This is a genomic window from Caulobacter radicis (assembly GCF_003094615.1).
Classification (GTDB): Bacteria; Pseudomonadota; Alphaproteobacteria; order Caulobacterales; family Caulobacteraceae; genus Caulobacter; species Caulobacter radicis.
Map to the genome: position 1 here is coordinate 219,393 of NZ_QDKO01000020.1, position 16,053 is coordinate 235,445.

Below are 16,053 nucleotides of genomic sequence, written 5' to 3' on the forward strand. Positions count from 1 at the left end.
CGGTGGGAGGGTGAGAGGTTTCACCCTTGGCCGTCTGATCCCACTCAGCGTCCCAATCGGCCAGACCTTACCCCCTCACCCTCCCAGGCTTCGCCTGGGCCCCTCCCTCTCCCTTTGGGAGAGGGTCATTTCAGCGCGACCAGGCCACTCCGCCGTCGACCGCCAACGTGCCGCCGACCACGTAATCCCCCGCCCGCGAGGCGAGATAGATCGCCGCCCCCGCCATGTCCTCGGCCTCGCCGATGCGGCCGGCGGGGATGAACTTGGCCACGGCGTCGGCGTGATCGCGGGCCGTGCGGTTCATGTCGCTGGCGAAGGCGCCGGGCGCGATGGCCGACACCGCGATGTTCTCGGGCGCCAGGCGCAGGGCCATGCGCTTGGTCATGTGGATCAGGCCGGCCTTGCTGGCGCCGTAGGGATAGGTCTCCTCCTTGGTCACCGACAGGCCGTCGATCGAGGCGATGTTGATCACCTTGGCCACCCGGGTCTTGGCCGCTTCGCGCAGCGGAGCCAGCAGGGCCTGGGTCAGGAAGAACGGGGTCTTCATGTTCAGGTCGACGGTCTTGTCCCAGCCGGCCTCGGGGAACTCGTCGATGCCCGCGCCCCAGGCCGCCCCGGCGTTGTTCACCAGAATGTCGAGCTTGCTCTCGCGCTCGAGGATCCGCGCGGCCAGGCCCTGCACGCCCTCCATCGTCGAGATGTCGCCCGGCAGCGAGACGCACTCGCCGAACTGCGACAGCTCCCGCGCGGCCTCGTCGCAGGCGCCGGCCTTGCGGGCGGTGATGTAGACCCTGGCCGCCCCGTGGCGCAGGAAGCCCTCGACGATCATCCGGCCGATGCCGCGCGAACCGCCGGTGACGAGGGCCACGCGGCCCTCGAGCGAAAACAGATCCTGCATGTGATTTCCTCCGTCAGCCCTTTGGCGGGCCTTATTTTTCGGGATTGGCCTATTTCTCTGGTTGGACAAGCGCCTGGTAGACCAGGGTGGAAGCACGGTCGCCAAGGTCGCGCAGGGCCGGGTCGCCGTCCTTGGCCAGAACGTGGATCATCCCCAGGAAGAAGAGGTCGTTCTCGGGGTCGATCCAGAACCAGGTGCCGGCCGCGCCGCCCCAGCTGTAGGTCCCCTTCCCCGCCAGCGTCCCGGCCCGGGCCGGATCGGTGACCACCATGAAGTCGAGGCCGAAGCCCTTGCCGCTGGCCTTGGAGAACTCGGCCTTGGGGTCGTCCAGGATCGCGTCGGGCAGATGGTCGGAAGCCATCAGCTTCACCGTGGCCGGCGACAGGATCCGCGCCCCGTCCAGCTCGCCGCCGTTCAGCAGCATCTGGCAGAAGCGGGCGTAGTCGGCGTTGGTCGACACCAGGCCGCCGCCGCCCGAGGCCACCACCGGCGGCTTGCTGACGTCCAGCACCATGAAGCCTTCGGCCGGGATGATCTTCTTGGCCTTGGCGTCCCACAGATAGAGGCTGGCCAGGCGATCGGCCTTCTCGGCCGGCAGCCAGAAGCCGGTGTCCTTCATCTTCAGCGGCGCGAAGATGCGGCTCTGCATGAAGTCCGGCAGGCTCTGGCCCGACAGCTTCTCGACGATGAAGCCCTGGATGTCGACGGCGACGCTGTATTTCCACTGCTTGCCGGGCGGGCCGACCAGCGGCAGCTTGGCGACCTTCTCGACGAACTCCTGGCCGCTCTTGGAGCCCAGCACGCCGGTCGAGACATAGGCCTTGTCGATCGGGTTGTTGGGCACGAGGCCGTAGGCGAAGCCGCCGGTGTGGCTCATGATCTCGCGCATGGTCGGCGGCCGGTCGGCCGCCTCGGTGACGAACGAGCCGTCGGCGTTGACGCCCTTGTAGACGCGCAGGTTGGCGAATTCCGGCACGTACTTGGTCACCGGGTCGTCGAGGCTCCACTTGCCCTCCTCGAACAGGATCATCATCGCCACGCCCGTGACCGGCTTGGTCTGGGAGTAGATCCGGAAGATCGTGTCCTTGGTCATCGGCGGGCCGCCGAAGCCGCGCGCGCCGTAGGTCTCGAAGCTGACCACCTTGCCGTGACGCACCAGCATCGTCGTCGCGCCCGGCAGGTGGCCGGTGGCGACCAGGTCCTTCATCAGGGCGTCGAGGCGCTTGAGCCGCTCGGACGAGACGCCGACGCTCTCGGGGGCGGCAGCGACCAGCTGGTCCTTCGGCGCGGCCAGGGCGAGCGCGCCGCTCCCCCCAAAGGAAAGGGCCAGGGAGAGGGCCAGGGCCGTCGCCAACCCGAAACGCCGTATCATCATGCTACACCCCAAACAGCCGTTTGAGGGACCTTACCCAGGATTGCGACAGGCGCAATCGCGCTTGGAGCGACGGCCGGGATCGATCAGCCGCAAATGGGGAAACGCTTTTACATGATCCCCTCCCCCATCAAGGGGGAAGGGTGAAAGGGATGACCGGCTACTTCTTCTTCGCCTTGGAGGCGTAGACCGCCAGGAACGTGGTCCCCACTCCGGCGAACACCGCGATCAGAGCGGCGAAGATCGCCACCGACTTCTTGGAATCGCCGTCGGCGGCATGGGCCAGGGCCGGCGTCGCCAGCACGGCGGTCATGATCAGCAGCGACTTGATGGTCTTCATGGATTAGCCCCCTCGCGAATACTCAAGAGGGAGCTAACCCGCCCGCCGCCTTCGCGGCAAGGCGGGTTACGGGTCTACTTGCCAGAGAAGACGGCCTTGTCCGCCGCCTCGGCCATCAGGGCGTAGCCCGCATCGTTGGGATGCAGGTGGTCGCCGCCGTGGGTCTCGCCGCGCAGCTGGCTCGGCTTGGCCGGATCGCGCAGCACCGCGTCGAAGTCGATGACGCCGTCGAACTCGCCGCCGGTGCGGATCCAGGCGTTGACCGCCGCTCGCGTAGCCTCGCCCTTGTCGTGATAGTAGGCGGCGCCCTCGAACGGCGGGATGACGCCGCCATAGATCTTCACGCCGCGCGCGTGGGCCCGGGCGATCAGCTGGCGATAGCCGGCGATCAGGTCCTCGGACGTCACCGCGTCGGCGGCGAAGCCCGGCTGGGCGGGGCGGCCGATGTCGTTGATGCCTTCCAGCACCACCACCGCCTTGACCCCCGCCACGCTCAGAACGTCGCGATCGAAGCGCGACAGCGCGCTGGGGCCCGAGACCTCGCGCAGCAACCGCCCGCCGCCGACGCCCATGTTGACGACGCTCCAGCCCTGGCCGCGCGCGGCCAGCCGCGCCGCCAGTTGCTCGGGCCAGCCCTTGTCGGCGTTCGGGGTCGAGCCGGAGCCTTCGGTGATCGAGTCGCCGATGGCCACCAGCACCGGCGCCTCGCCCGGCCCGCGCACCTCGACGCCGCTGACCAGACCCGGCCCTTTGAGGGCCTGCTCGCCCGGGATCGCGTCCTTGGCGACGTGGTTGCCGGGCGGGGCCACGAACAGCCGCACGCGGTGCCCGGCCGGGGCCTGGGTCCCGACGTAGAAGATCGCCGCCGAGACGTGGTCCATCGCCTTCACCGGCAGCGCCACCGGATCGCTCAGCACCGGCGCGCCCGGCGGGATCGTGAACTCGGCCTTGCCGCCGACCGTCACCGCGATCGGCGCGCCCATGATCTTTCCGTCGGCGTCGGCCGGCGCCAGCGTGATCGCCCCCACCGCCAGCGGCCGCTCGTTCAGCTCGTTGGACAGGCGCAGCCGCACGGCGTCGCCGCCGGCGTTCAGGCGCATCACCTGGCGCACGGTGACGTCGGTGAAGGCCCGCGCCTCGCCCGGCCGGGCCACGGCCTGCGGCGCGATCGGCGCATTGCCCCAGGCGCTGCGCCAGGCCGGCGCTTCCGAGACGGCGGCCGGGCGGGCTTTCGGCGCGGCCAGCAGCGGCGCGGGCGCCAGCGCCAGCACCAGGGCGGCGGACAGGATGGATCGGTTCATCAGCGTTTCCCCACAACGGCGGTTGACGTTCGCCGCTTCGATGCTATTCTCAATATATCGATCAATTGTCCATATTGTGAGAATTGATCGATGGATCGAAGCTCGATCCTTCCCTGTTCTGCCTGACCTCGTACTTCCCCCTCTGAGGTCCAGGAGCGCCGGCCCAGCCGTCGCTCCTTTCTTTTTGCCCGCAGCACACCCCACTTCCGTAAAATCCCCGCGAAAGCGGGGACCCAGGTGTTTTGTCGTCGAGCGCCAGAGGTTTCAGAAAAAGCCCAGGTCCCCGCTTTCGCGGGGATTTTACGGAAGGAAGAGAACCTCCAGGACTGAACTCAAGGCTTCGCCGCGCAGGTCGGCTCGCCACGCGCGGACGCATCAGCCTCGCCCCGCAGCACCAGCTTGGACGCCGGAACCTTCGCCCCCCGCAGCCCCTTGGCCACGATGCCGGCCGCCATGCGCGCGCCCAGCTCGTTGGGGTGGGTGGTGTCGTTGATCCCGTCGGGATGGCTGGCGATCTTGTCGGCCGCCGAATAGATCATGAAGCGCTTGGCGCCCTCGGCCTCGCCCAGCTTCTGGAGAGCCGCCTGGCTTTCCTTGTCGAGATCGATCAGCGGGGTCCTGGTCTCGGCCGCCACGCGCCGCACGGTCGCCGAGTACGGGCCGTGAGTGTCCTGGATCTGGCCGTCCTTGAAGATCAGCTTGGCGATCGGGGTGATCAGCACCGGCTTGGCGCCGGCCGTGCGCACGTCGGCCACGAAGCGGCGCAGATTATCGGCATAGGCCCCGTTCGGATCGGTGAAGCGGACGATCTTCTTGGTGTCGGCGTCGTTGTGGCCGAACTGGATCAGCACCGTGTCGTCCGGCTTCAGCTGCGCCATCAGCACCGACCACAGCCCCTCCTCCTGGAAAGTCTTGGTCGAGCGGCCGCCGCGGGCCAGGTTGACGATCTGGGCCTCGGGCGTCAGCGAGCACTTCAGCACCATGCCCCAGCCCATCTGCGGGAAGCTGCGGGCGCTGTAGTCGGCGGCGGTGGAGTCGCTGGCGATGACGATACGGTTCGGGTCGGCCAGGGCGGCCGGCGCCGCCCCCATGACCATGGCCAGTGCGAGGGCGGCGGCGATCTTCATCAGCGGGTCTCCGCCAGGATTGAACGGTCGATCTCGGAGACGGAATTGACGCCGGTCAGCGCCATGGCCACCCGCATCTCCTTTTCCATCAAGTCCAGCAATTGGGTCACGCCCGCCTGGCCGCGCGCGGCCAGGGCGTAGACGGCGGCCCGGCCCAAGAGGACGCCCTTGGCGCCCAAGGCCAGCATCCGCACCACGTCGAGGCCCGAGCGCACCCCGCCGTCGGCCAGCACGGTCAGCTTGTCGCCGACCGCGTCGGCGATGGCCGGAAGCGCTTTCGCCGAAGACAGCACGCCGTCCAGCTGGCGGCCGCCGTGGTTGGACACCACCACCCCGTCGGCGCCGATGTCGGCGGCGGCCTTGGCGTCCTCGGGATCGAGCACGCCCTTGATCACCAGCGGCCCCTTCCAGGACTGCCGGATCCATTCGAGGTCCTTCCACTGGATCGAGGGGTCGAAATTGGCCCCCAGCCAGCCCATGAAGTCCTCCAGGCCCGTATTGCCCTTCAGCACCGGGGCCACGTTGCCCAGGGTGTGGGGGCGGCCCATCAAGCCGACGTCCCACGCCCACTGCGGCCGGCCCATGGCCTGCAGGATGCGGCGGGCCCCGGCGTTCGGACCGCTCATGCCCGAGTGGGCGTCGCGGTAGCGGGCGCCCGGCACGGGCATATCGACGGTGAAGACGAGCGTACTCGCCCCCGCCGCCTCGGCCCGCGCCAGGAGGTCGCGCATGAAGGCCCGGTCGCGCAGCACGTAGAGCTGGAACCACAGCGCCCGGCTCGACGCGGCCGCCACCTCGTCAACGTCGCACACCGACACCGTCGACAGGCACAGCGGCACGCCCTTGGCCGAAGCCGCGCGCACCGCCTGGCATTCGCCGCGCCGGGCGTACATGCCGGTGAGGCCCACGGGGGCCAGCACCACGGGCATGGACTGCTCCACGCCGAACAGGCTGGTCGCCGTCGAGACCTTGGACACGTCCTTGAGCACCCGCTGTCGCAGGGCCAGATCGGCCAGGTCGGAGACGTTGCGGGCCAGGGTCCGCTCGGCGTAGGCGCCGCCGTCGATGTAGTCGAAGAGGAAGCGCGGCAGCTTGCGCCGCGCAGCCTCACGGAAGTCGGTGGTCGACGAGACGATCATGGAAGGGCGATCGATCTACTGCAGGTTCACGAACGCGCCGCCGTCGACCAGCAGGGCCGCGCCGGTGACGTAGTTGGCCAGGTCCGAGGCCAGGAACACGATCGGGCCGGCCAGGTCGTCGGGCTCGCCCAGACGGCCCAGCGGGATGCGGCCGCTCATGTATTCGCGCTTGGCGACGTCGGCGAGGTCTTCCTTGTTGATCGCGGTCTCGATCGTGCCCGGCAGCACCGAGTTGCAGCGAATGCCATGCTTCCCGAGCGCGATAGCGGTCGACTGCATGAGGCTGTGCACGCCGGCCTTGGTCGGAGTGTAGTGCGTCTGCATGCCGCCGCCGACCAGGGCGCTGATCGAGGAGACGGCGATGATCGAACCGCCGTGACCCTGCTTGACCATCTGGTTGGCCGCCGCCTGCACCATGTAGTAGGCGCCGAACAGGTTCACCTTCATGGTCCGCTCCATCACTTCCGGCGGCATGTCCAGGAAGGCGTGGAACGGGCAGATGCCCGCGTTGTTGACGAAGACGTCGACCTTGCCGAAGGCCGCCACGGCGGCGTCGACGAAGGCCTGGGCGGTTTCGACCTGGGCCACGTCGCCCTTCACGGCGATGGCGCGACGGCCCAGGGCCTCGATCTGCGCCACGGCGTCGGCCGCGCCGGCCTCGTCGGAGTGGTAGTTGATCGCCACGTCGGCGCCATGACGCGCCGCGCCGATGGCGGCCGCCTTGCCGATACCGCCCGAGGCGCCGGTCACCAGCACCACCTTGTCCTTCAGAAGCATAGTTCCTCCGTCATACATACGCGCGGGAGGCGTCAGGTCTTGGCGCCCGAACCCCGCTTACCGTTCCAGCCCAGATCGCGGCTGATCGCGTCGGCGGCCAGGCGGATGTCGTCCACCAGCCCGCCCATCCGTTCGTCGTCCATGTATTGCGCAGCGCCCGAGACGCTGATCGCGGCGACGATCTGACCGCCCGCCCCGCGCACGGGCGCGGCCACGCAGCGGATGCGGTCTTCGTTTTCTTCCAAGTCGAAGGCGATCCCGCGCTGGGAATAGTCGTGCATCCAGGCGATCCACTGCTCTTCGTTCGGCGCGCCGGCCGCGGCCGGGCCTTCCTTGCGATACAGCGTCCGCCAGCGACCCTCGTCATCGTCCAGCACCAGGGCCTTGCCCAGGCCGGTCGAGCGGATCGGCTGGCGATCGCCCACGCGCGAGGAGATGTTGATGCGGCGGCGGCCGGTCAGCTTGTCCAGGTAAAGCGCGCGGTCGTCGTCGAGCACGCCCAGGTGGACGGTGTCTTCCAGCTCTTCCCACAGCTTTTCCAGGTGCGGGCGCGCGATGCGCGGCAGGTCCATCTGCTGACTGGCCAGATAGCCCAACTCCAGGAGCTTCGGGCCCAGGCTGTAGCCTTCGCGCGGGGTCTGGGTCAGCAGGCGGCGCTCGACAAGGGCGGTGGCCAGGCGGTGCGTGGTGCTGCGGGTCAGGCCGAGTCGCGCGGCCAGCGCCGGCAGGCCGATGGCCCCCGCGTCGGCCACCACGTCGAGCACGTCCAGGCCGCGAAACAGCGTCTGGCTGCCGCTTGGGCTCTTGGTCGCCGCGCCTTCGTCGTCCGCCACCGGTTCCGCTCCCCTTGACGTGCTGGGTTTCATTTTGTAGCACTACCTCTCATAATATGGAACGCAAGACAAGGGCTCGCGTCAGCGACTCTTTCGGTCGCGGGGGTCCTGCGACAAGCGTGTCATACGATGTTCTGGGGAGGTAGCGCGAACATCCGTTCGCGTCGTTCGGCGGCCCCGCTGGCGCGCCTCCTCTAATAGGGGCAGATCCGGTCACGAGAGACCGGGCGATGGTTGGAGCACGAGATGCCGCTTCCCTTGATCAAGGCTGTTCGCGCCTATGTGGTCCGCGGGGGCGGCGCCGACTATCACGACCAGGGCGAAGGCCACTGGATCGACGACCACATCGCCACGCCGATGTCGCGCTATCCCGAATACCGCCAGAGCCGCCAGAGCTTCGGCATCAACGTCCTGGGCACCCTGGTCGTCGAGATCGAGGCCGTCGACGGCACGATCGGTTTCGCGGTGACCACCGGCGGCGAGCCGGCCGCCTACATCGTCGAAAAGCACCTGGCCCGCTTCCTCGAAGGTCGTGATCCGACCGAGGTCGAGAAGATCTGGGACCAGATGTACTTCTCCACCCAGTACTACGGCCGCAAGGGCCTGGTCGTGAACGCCATCTCGGGCGTCGACCTGGCGCTCTACGACCTGATCGGCAAGCTGCGCCAGGAGCCGGTCTACGCCCTGCTCGGCGGCAAGGTTCGCGACGAACTGACCTTCTACGCCACCGGCGCGCGTCCGGACCTGGCCAAGGAGATGGGCTTCATCGGCGGCAAGATGCCCCTGCACCACGGCCCGGCCGAGGGCGAGGAAGGCCTGCGCAAGAACCTCGAAGAGCTCGAAACCATGCGCAACCGCGTGGGCGAGGACTTCTGGCTGATGTTCGACTGCTGGATGTCGCTGGACCTGAACTACGCCACCAAGCTGGCGCACAAGGCCCACGAGTACGGCCTGAAGTGGATCGAAGAGGCGCTGAGCCCCGACGACTACTGGGGCTATCGCGACCTGAAGAAGAACGCCCCTCCCGGCATGCTGGTCACCACCGGCGAGCACGAAGCCACCCGCTGGGGCTTCCGCATGCTGCTGGAGATGGAGTGCTGCGACATCATCCAGCCGGACGTGGGCTGGTGCGGCGGCGTCACCGAACTGATCAAGATCGCCAACCTGGCCGACAGCAAGGGCGTGATGATGATCCCGCACGGCTCGTCGGTCTACAGCTACCACTTCGTCATCACGCGCCATAACAGCCCGTTCGCCGAGTTCCTGATGATGGCGCCGAAGGCCGACGAGGTCGTGCCGATGTTCCATCCCCAGCTGATCGGCGAGCCCGTTCCGGTCAACGGCAAGCTCAAGCTCGGCGACGCGCCCGGCTTCGGCGTCGAGCTGAACCGCGACGTCGGCCTGCACCGTCCGTATCCGCGGTAAGCCGCGCCTCCCCTTCCCCCAATTTACCCCTAGAGCCAGAAGACCATGAAACTGTTGCGTTACGGCCCGCGGGGCGCCGAAAAGCCCGGCCTGCTGGATTCCGAAGGCAAGATCCGCGACCTGTCGGGCCACGTGTCCGACATCACCGCCGCGGACCTGACCCCGGAAGGCCTGGCCAAGATCGCCGCCATCGACGAGGCCACCCTGCCGGTGGTCGAAGGCTCGCCGCGCTACGGCGTGCCGATCGCCAATGTCGGCAAGTTCCTGGCCATCGGCCTGAACTTCGCCGACCACGCCAAGGAAGCCGGCCTCGAGCCCCCGCCCGAGCCGATCTTCTTCACCAAGGCGATCTCGTGCCTCAACGGCCCGAACGACCAGGTCATGCTGCCCAAGGGCGCCGAGAAGGGCGACTGGGAAGTCGAGCTGGGCGTCGTGATCGGCAAGCGCGCCCGCTATGTCGAGCAGGCCGAAGCCCTGGACTACGTCGCCGGCTACGTGCTGGTGAACGACGTCTCCGAGCGCGCCTTCCAGAAGGAACTGGGCTCGCAGTGGGACAAGGGCAAGGGCTGCGACACCTTCGGTCCGGTGGGTCCGTGGGTCGTCACCGCCGATGAAGTCGGCGACTGCCAGAACCTGGACATGTGGCTCGACCTCAACGGCAAGCGCATGCAGACCGGCAACAGCAAGACGATGATCTTCGGCGTCGCCGAGCTGATCGCCTATATGAGCCGCTTCGTCACCCTCGAGCCGGGCGACATCCTCACGACGGGCACCCCTCCGGGCGTCGGCGAAGGCCAGAAGCCGGAAAAGATCTTCCTGAAGCCGGGCGACGTCATGACGCTGGGCATCGAGAAGCTCGGCGAGCAGCGCCAGGAAGTCATCGCCTGGACCAAGGAAGGCGTTGCATGACCGTCTACGCCAACCGCTTTTCGGGCCGCACCGCCGTCATCACCGGCGGCGCCTCGGGCCTGGGCAAGGAAACCGCCCGCCGCATCGTCGCCGAAGGCGGCAAGGTCGCCCTGTGGGACCTCAACGCCGACGCCCTGAAGGCCGCCGGCGAGGAAGTCGGCGCCAGCTTCACCTACGCGCTGGACGTCTCGGACGAGGCCCAGGTGGCCGCGGCCACGGCCGCCAGCGTCGAGGCCCTGGGCAAGATCGACGTGCTGGTCAACTCGGCCGGCATCACCGGCGCCACGGTGCCGGTGCACGAGTTCCCGCTCGATAGCTGGAAGCGCGTCATCGACATCAACCTGAACGGCCTATTCTACTGCTGCCGTTCGGTGGTGCCGCACATGCTGGGCGCCGGCTACGGCCGCATCGTCAACGTCGCCTCGGTGGCCGGCAAGGAAGGCAACCCGAACGCCAGCGCCTATTCGGCGTCGAAGGCCGGGGTCATCGGCCTGACCAAGTCGCTGGGCAAGGAACTGGCCGGCAAGGGCGTCATCGCCAACAGCCTGACCCCCGCCACCTTCGAAAGCCCGATCCTCGAGCAGCTGCCCGCCAGCCAGGTCGAGTACATGCGCTCGAAGATCCCGATGGGTCGCCTGGGCGAAGTCGAGGAAAGCGCCGCGATGGTCTGCTTCATGGCCAGCGAGGAGTGCAGCTTCACCACCGCCGCCACCTTCGACACGTCCGGCGGCCGGACGACCTTCTAGTTTGAGACCGGGCCCGTCCATCCTTCGGGATGGACGGGCCCGGGCTTACGAGACCAAGGGGACAGGCATGGCGTACACGGGTCCGATCATCGACGCCCACATGCACCTGTGGGATCTCGACAAGCACTACTATTCCTGGCTGCAGGACGTTCCCCTGCCGGGCAATCCGGCGGGCGACATGAGCCTGATCGCCGGCAAGAACTACCTGCCCGCCGACTACGCCGCCGACGCCCTGCCCTGGCGCGTCGAGAGCCTGGTCCATGTCGAGTGCGGCCTGCCCACCGACAAGCAGCTTTCCGAGACCGACTGGCTGGAAAGCCTGATCGCCGCCAATGCCCCCATCGGCGCGCCCATCGGCGCGATCGTCGCCGGCGCCAACCTGGATGACCCCAAAGTCGAGGCCCTGCTGGAGGCTCACGCCTCGCGGCCGCACGTGCGCGGGATCCGCCAGATCGTCAATTTCCACGCGGACCCGGCCAAGACCTACGGCCCGGCCGACTTGCTGCTGAACGACCAGTGGCGCGCGGGCTTCGGCCTGCTGGCCAAGCATGGCCTGTCGTTCGACCTGCAACTCTATCCCGCCCAGATGGAAACCGCCGCGGCCCTGGCCGACGCCCATCCCGACATTCCGCTGGTCGTCAATCACGCCGGCATGCCCACCGACCGCGACGAGGACGGCTTGGCGCTCTGGCGCTCGGGCCTGGCCGCGCTGGCCCAGCGTCCGAACGTCACCTGCAAGGTCTCGGGCCTGGCGATGGTCGACCGCGCCTGGACGGTGGAAAGCCTGCGCCCGTTCGTCCTGCAGGTCATCGAAACCTTCGGCGTGGAGCGCACCATGTTCGCCAGCAACTTCCCGGTCGAGAAGGTGCACGGCAGCTTCGACGCCTTCTACAGCGCCTACGACGCCATCACGGCCGAGTTCAGCGACGCCGAGCGCCAGCGCCTGTTCGCCGGCACGGCCGCCGCCGTCTACCGCATCGCCTGAAAACCAAGAAACGACGCCAGGAGGAAACCATGAGCACGCTGACCGAAGGCCGCCCGATCGCCTTCCGCATGCAGCTGAAGGCCGGTGTCGCCGCCGAGTACGAGCGCCGTCACGACGAGCTGTGGCCCGACCTGGCCGAAGCCCTGCGAGGCGCCGGCATCTACGACTATTCGATCTTCCTCGACGAAGAGACCATGAGCCTGTTCGCCGTGCTTCGCCTGAAGCCGGACAACGACAAGGACGCCCTGCCCCTGCAGCCGGTGATGAAGCGCTGGTGGGACTTCATGGCCGACCTGATGGACGTCCATCCGGACAACAAGCCGGTCGAATGGCCGCTCAAGCCCGTCTTCTACTTCGAGGGCTAAGACCAGTGATCAAGCGTCCCGCCCTCCTCGGCCTCGCCGCCGCCCTGCTCGCCACGACCGCGCTCTCCGGCGCGACTGCGGCTGAGCCGACGCGCTACGTCATGACGGCGTTCACCAACGCCAGCCAGTCGAACATGAGCGTGTACGACTCGGCCGACGGCTCGCGCTTCACCCTTCAGAAGCCGCTGGCCTACACCCCGCCCAAGGGGCTAATCCGCGATCCCAGCGTCATCAAGCGCAAGGACGGCTTCTACTACGTCGCCTACACCACCGGCTGGACCGGCAACACCATCGGCCTGGCCCGCAGCAAGGACCTGGTCGACTGGACCTTCCTGCGCGACGTCACCGTCGACGTGCCCGGCTCGACCAACACCTGGGCGCCCGAGTGGTTCGTCGACGCCGACGGCTCCGAGCACCTGATCCTGTCGGTCTCGACCACCGGCATCGCCGGGCAATTTCAGCCCTACAGGATCACGGCCCAAGACGCCGAGCTTGCCAATTGGAGTAACCCGCGCCCGCTGTCGGGCATGGGTCCCAACTACATCGACGCCTTCGTCGTGCGCGAGGGCTCGCAGTACCAGGCCTTCGCCAAGAACGAGACCACCAAGTTCATCGAGCTTCTGACCGCCCCGTCGCTGGACGGCCCCTGGCAGGTCAAAGGCGGCGGCGACTGGGCCGGCTGGGGCAAGTTCCTCGAAGGCCCCGCCCTCACCCGCACCCCGGAAGGCGCTTGGCGCATCTATTTCGACGAGTACATGTCGAAGCGCTACTGGTACTCCGACAGCGCCGACGGCTTCCGCACCTGGACGCCCAAGAAGGAGCTGCCCGAGCTTTCCGGCACGGTCCGCCACTTCACCGTGCTGAAGGAAGGCGGCGACCAGGCGGTCGCGGCCAAGCCTGCCGAAGCCCACAAGATCACCTGGGACAAGTACTCCCTGAAGGTCGACGGCGAGCGCATCTATTCCTGGGGCGGCGAGTTCCACCCGTTCCGCGTGCCCAGCCCCGACCTGTGGCGCGACATCCTCCAGAAGATGAAGGCCAGCGGCTACAACACCGTCGCGATCTATATCGACTGGGGCTACCACTCGCCCAAGCAGGGGGTCTACGACTTCTCGGGCATCCGCGACATGGATCGCGTGCTGACCATGGCCAAGGAAGAAGGCCTCTACGTCATCACCCGCGCCGGCCCGTACGTGAACGCCGAGCTGACGCGCGGCGGCTTCCCCGGACACCTGGTCAACCAGCAGGCCCGCGCCCGCACCGACGCGCCGGAATACATCCAGGCCGCCGACGAGTGGCTGAGCCAGATCAACAAGGTCATCGCCCGCCACCAGCTGACCACCGGCCAGGGCACGGTCATCGCCCACCAGATCGAGAACGAGCTCGACGTCGTCGGCGCGCCGCAGCAGCGCTACATGCAGTGGCTGGCCGACAAGGCCCGCGCGGATGGGATCACCGTCCCGCTGTTCCACAACGACAAGGGCCGCAACGGCTACTGGGTGCCCAAGGGCTCCAACGTGCCCGGCGCGGTCGAAGGCCCGACCGACCTCTACGCCTTCGACGGCTATCCGGGCGGCTCGTGCAAGGTCGACTCGACCCCCTCCTCGCCCGGCGTGGCCCCCGACTGGGGCCTCTACGGCGCCGGCGGGGCCAAGGGCGGCGCCTCGGCCAGCCCCAACACCCCCGGCTTCGCGGCCGAGTTCGGCGGCGGCTGGTTCGACTACTGGGGCAGCAACGGCGACTACGACTGCACCGCCATCCATCGCGGCGTCGGCTACCAGCGGGTGTTCTACGGAACCAACATCGCCAACGGCCTGACGATCCAGAGCTTCTACATGACCTATGGCGGGACCAGCTGGGGCTGGTCGCCGGCCCCGGTGGTGTTCAGCTCCTACGACTACGGCTCGGCCATCGACGAGGCCCGCGGCCTGCGCGACAAGGCCCGCGTCATGAAGCAGATGGGCCAGTTCCTGAACGCGGTTCCGGACCTGACCCGCATGGACAAGGGCGAGGCCGTCGTTCCCTCGAACGACAAGGTCCGCGTCTATCACAACGTCAACGCCGAGACCGGCAGCCACCTCTATGTGGTGATCCACAACCCCAGCAGCGCCACCGGCGACGAGGCCTTCACCTTCAAGGTCAAGACCCGCGACGGCGAGTACGTGGTCCCCTCGCGGATCAAGGGCCAGGACAGCAAGATGCTGATGGCTTCGTACGACCTGGGCGGCCAGCGCCTCGTCTATTCGACGTCCGAGATCCAGACCCACCTGCCCTGGAACGGCGGCGACCTGGCCTTGATGTACGGCCGCGCCGGCGAGGCCGGCGAGACCGTCCTGCGCTATGCGCAGGCCCCCAAGGTCGAGGTGCTGGAAGGCCAGGTGACGTCGGCCTTCGACGCGGCCAAGGGCGACCTGAAGCTCTCCTACAGCCACACGGGCCTGGCCCGCGTGCGCATCACCGGCGGCGGCCGTCCGCCGCTGGTGCTGCTGCTGGCGGATGAAGCCACCGGCCAGACCTTCTGGCGCCAGGACACCGCCGCCGGCCCGACCCTGCAACGCGGCCCCGGCCTCGTTCGCACCGCCAGCGTCAAGGGCGCGGTCCTGTCGCTGACCGGCGACACCGAAACCGAAAGCGCCCTGGAAATCTTCGCCCCCAAGGGCGTGAAGTCCGTCCGCTGGAACGGCGCGGCCGTCGCCGCCAAGGCCACGGCTTCGGGCTCGCTGCTGGCGTCCAAGTCGCTGGCCGGCCCGACCGCCGTCACCGTGCCGGATCTCGCCAGGCTTGACTGGAAGACCGCCGCCGGCTCGCCCGAGTCCGACCCGGCCTTCGACGACAGCGCCTGGGCCAAGGCCGAGGGCAAGCGCGGCGGCTCGACCGTGCGTCCGCCGACGGGCCAGCCGGCGCTCGACATGAGCACCCACGGCTTCCACCACGGCGACGTCTGGTATCGCGGCCGCTACAAGGGCCGGGCCGACATCGACACCCTGACCCTGCACTACGGCGCCGGCGGCGCCGGCATGCTGCAGGTGTGGCTGGACGGCAAGTTCCTGGGCCAGCACGAGCTGGACGGCGGCCTGCCCCGCCCGATCACCACGGGCGTGGCCACCTTCAAGCTGCCCGAAGCCCTGCGCGGCGACGGAGAGCACGTGCTGTCGGTGATGGTGCGCAACAACGGCCACAACTGGGACCTCGACGCCGACGACTTCCACAAGGAAGCCCGCGGCCTGGTCTCTGCCTCGCTGTCGAGCCCGACGAGCTACAGCTTCGCCGTGCCGATCAGCTGGAAGATCCAGGGCAACAAGGGCGGCGAGGACATCGCCGATCCGGTGCGCGGCCCGATGAACGAGGGCGGCCAGTACGGCGAACGCAATGGCTGGCACCTGCCGGGCTTCCCCGACCAGGGCTGGGCCAAGGCCGACATGGCCGCACCTGCGCCCTATGCCGGCACCACCTGGTACCGCACCAATTTCGACCTGGCCCTGCCCAAGGACCAGGACGTGACCCTGGGCCTGACGATCGGCGATCCGAAGACCCCGCGCTCGCCCGGCCGCTATCGCGTGCTGATCTTCGTCAACGGCTGGAACATGGGCCAGTTCATCGCCCATGTCGGCCCGCAGCGGACCTTCGTCCTGCCGACCGGCATCGTCGATCCGCACGGCAAGAACACCATCGCTCTGGCCGTAACCAGCGACGGCGCCCCCGGCGACGCCCTGGAAGCCGTCAAACTGGAAGTGCTGCGCAACGTGGAAGGCGGCGTGCCCGTCGCCCGCGTCCCCGCGCCGAACTACAAGCAGTAGGCCCCCGTCTACCGCTACAGACCTACCCTTTAGGAGACT

Annotated in this window: 14 protein-coding genes; 6 read left to right on the forward strand and 8 right to left on the reverse strand. The window is 68.3% G+C overall.

Annotated features, from left to right (window positions below; translation table 11 throughout):
• Nucleotides 1-130: 130 nt before the first annotated feature.
• From DDF62_RS12700 to DDF62_RS12735, 8 genes are all read right to left on the reverse strand, one after another.
• Nucleotides 131-898 (reverse strand): SDR family oxidoreductase, encoded by a 768-nt coding sequence (locus DDF62_RS12700; protein WP_116489438.1) that lies wholly within the window; start codon nt 896-898, stop codon nt 131-133.
• Nucleotides 899-947: 49 nt separating this feature from the next.
• Complete coding sequence (locus DDF62_RS12705) at nt 948-2,273, reverse strand: serine hydrolase domain-containing protein (RefSeq protein WP_116489439.1); 1,326 nt, start codon at nt 2,271-2,273, stop codon at nt 948-950.
• 157 nt (nt 2,274-2,430) lie between these two features.
• Nucleotides 2,431-2,610 (reverse strand): hypothetical protein, encoded by a 180-nt coding sequence (locus tag DDF62_RS12710; RefSeq protein WP_116489440.1) that lies wholly within the window; start codon nt 2,608-2,610, stop codon nt 2,431-2,433.
• A 74-nt stretch (nt 2,611-2,684) separates the two neighbouring features.
• Nucleotides 2,685-3,911, reverse strand: a complete 1,227-nt coding sequence (locus tag DDF62_RS12715; protein WP_116489441.1) for an SGNH/GDSL hydrolase family protein — start codon at nt 3,909-3,911, stop codon at nt 2,685-2,687.
• 332 nt (nt 3,912-4,243) lie between these two features.
• On the reverse strand, nt 4,244-5,038 hold the full coding sequence (locus DDF62_RS12720; protein WP_116489442.1) for a rhamnogalacturonan acetylesterase: 795 nt from the start codon (nt 5,036-5,038) through the stop codon (nt 4,244-4,246).
• Nucleotides 5,038-6,177, reverse strand: a complete 1,140-nt coding sequence (gene lldD / locus DDF62_RS12725; RefSeq protein WP_116489443.1) for an FMN-dependent L-lactate dehydrogenase LldD — start codon at nt 6,175-6,177, stop codon at nt 5,038-5,040. The genes DDF62_RS12720 and lldD overlap by 1 nt, the downstream gene beginning before the upstream one ends.
• 15 nt (nt 6,178-6,192) lie before the next feature.
• Nucleotides 6,193-6,954: an L-rhamnose 1-dehydrogenase Lra1 gene (gene lra1, locus DDF62_RS12730; protein ID WP_058350571.1), complete on the reverse strand. Its 762-nt coding sequence runs from the start codon at nt 6,952-6,954 to the stop codon at nt 6,193-6,195.
• A 32-nt stretch (nt 6,955-6,986) separates the two neighbouring features.
• Complete coding sequence (locus DDF62_RS12735; protein WP_116489444.1) at nt 6,987-7,820, reverse strand: IclR family transcriptional regulator; 834 nt, start codon at nt 7,818-7,820, stop codon at nt 6,987-6,989.
• 213 nt (nt 7,821-8,033) lie between these two features.
• On the opposite strand from DDF62_RS12735, the gene rhmD reads away from it, so the two are divergent.
• From rhmD to DDF62_RS12765, 6 genes are all read left to right on the forward strand, one after another.
• Entirely contained in the window at nt 8,034-9,212 is a 1,179-nt protein-coding gene (gene rhmD / locus DDF62_RS12740; RefSeq protein ID WP_101711886.1) for an L-rhamnonate dehydratase, read from the forward strand.
• Nucleotides 9,213-9,257: 45 nt separating this feature from the next.
• Entirely contained in the window at nt 9,258-10,121 is an 864-nt protein-coding gene (locus tag DDF62_RS12745) for a 2,4-didehydro-3-deoxy-L-rhamnonate hydrolase (protein WP_116489445.1), read from the forward strand.
• On the forward strand, nt 10,118-10,867 hold the full coding sequence (locus DDF62_RS12750) for an SDR family NAD(P)-dependent oxidoreductase (RefSeq protein WP_116489446.1): 750 nt from the start codon (nt 10,118-10,120) through the stop codon (nt 10,865-10,867). The genes DDF62_RS12745 and DDF62_RS12750 overlap by 4 nt, the downstream gene beginning before the upstream one ends.
• A gap of 67 nt (nt 10,868-10,934) precedes the next feature.
• Nucleotides 10,935-11,852: an amidohydrolase family protein gene (locus DDF62_RS12755; protein ID WP_116489447.1), complete on the forward strand. Its 918-nt coding sequence runs from the start codon at nt 10,935-10,937 to the stop codon at nt 11,850-11,852.
• A 29-nt stretch (nt 11,853-11,881) separates the two neighbouring features.
• Nucleotides 11,882-12,217, forward strand: a complete 336-nt coding sequence (locus tag DDF62_RS12760; RefSeq protein ID WP_116489448.1) for an L-rhamnose mutarotase — start codon at nt 11,882-11,884, stop codon at nt 12,215-12,217.
• Between the two features lie 5 nt (nt 12,218-12,222).
• Nucleotides 12,223-16,014: a beta-galactosidase gene (locus DDF62_RS12765; RefSeq protein WP_244286806.1), complete on the forward strand. Its 3,792-nt coding sequence runs from the start codon at nt 12,223-12,225 to the stop codon at nt 16,012-16,014.
• Nucleotides 16,015-16,053 lie beyond the last annotated feature (39 nt).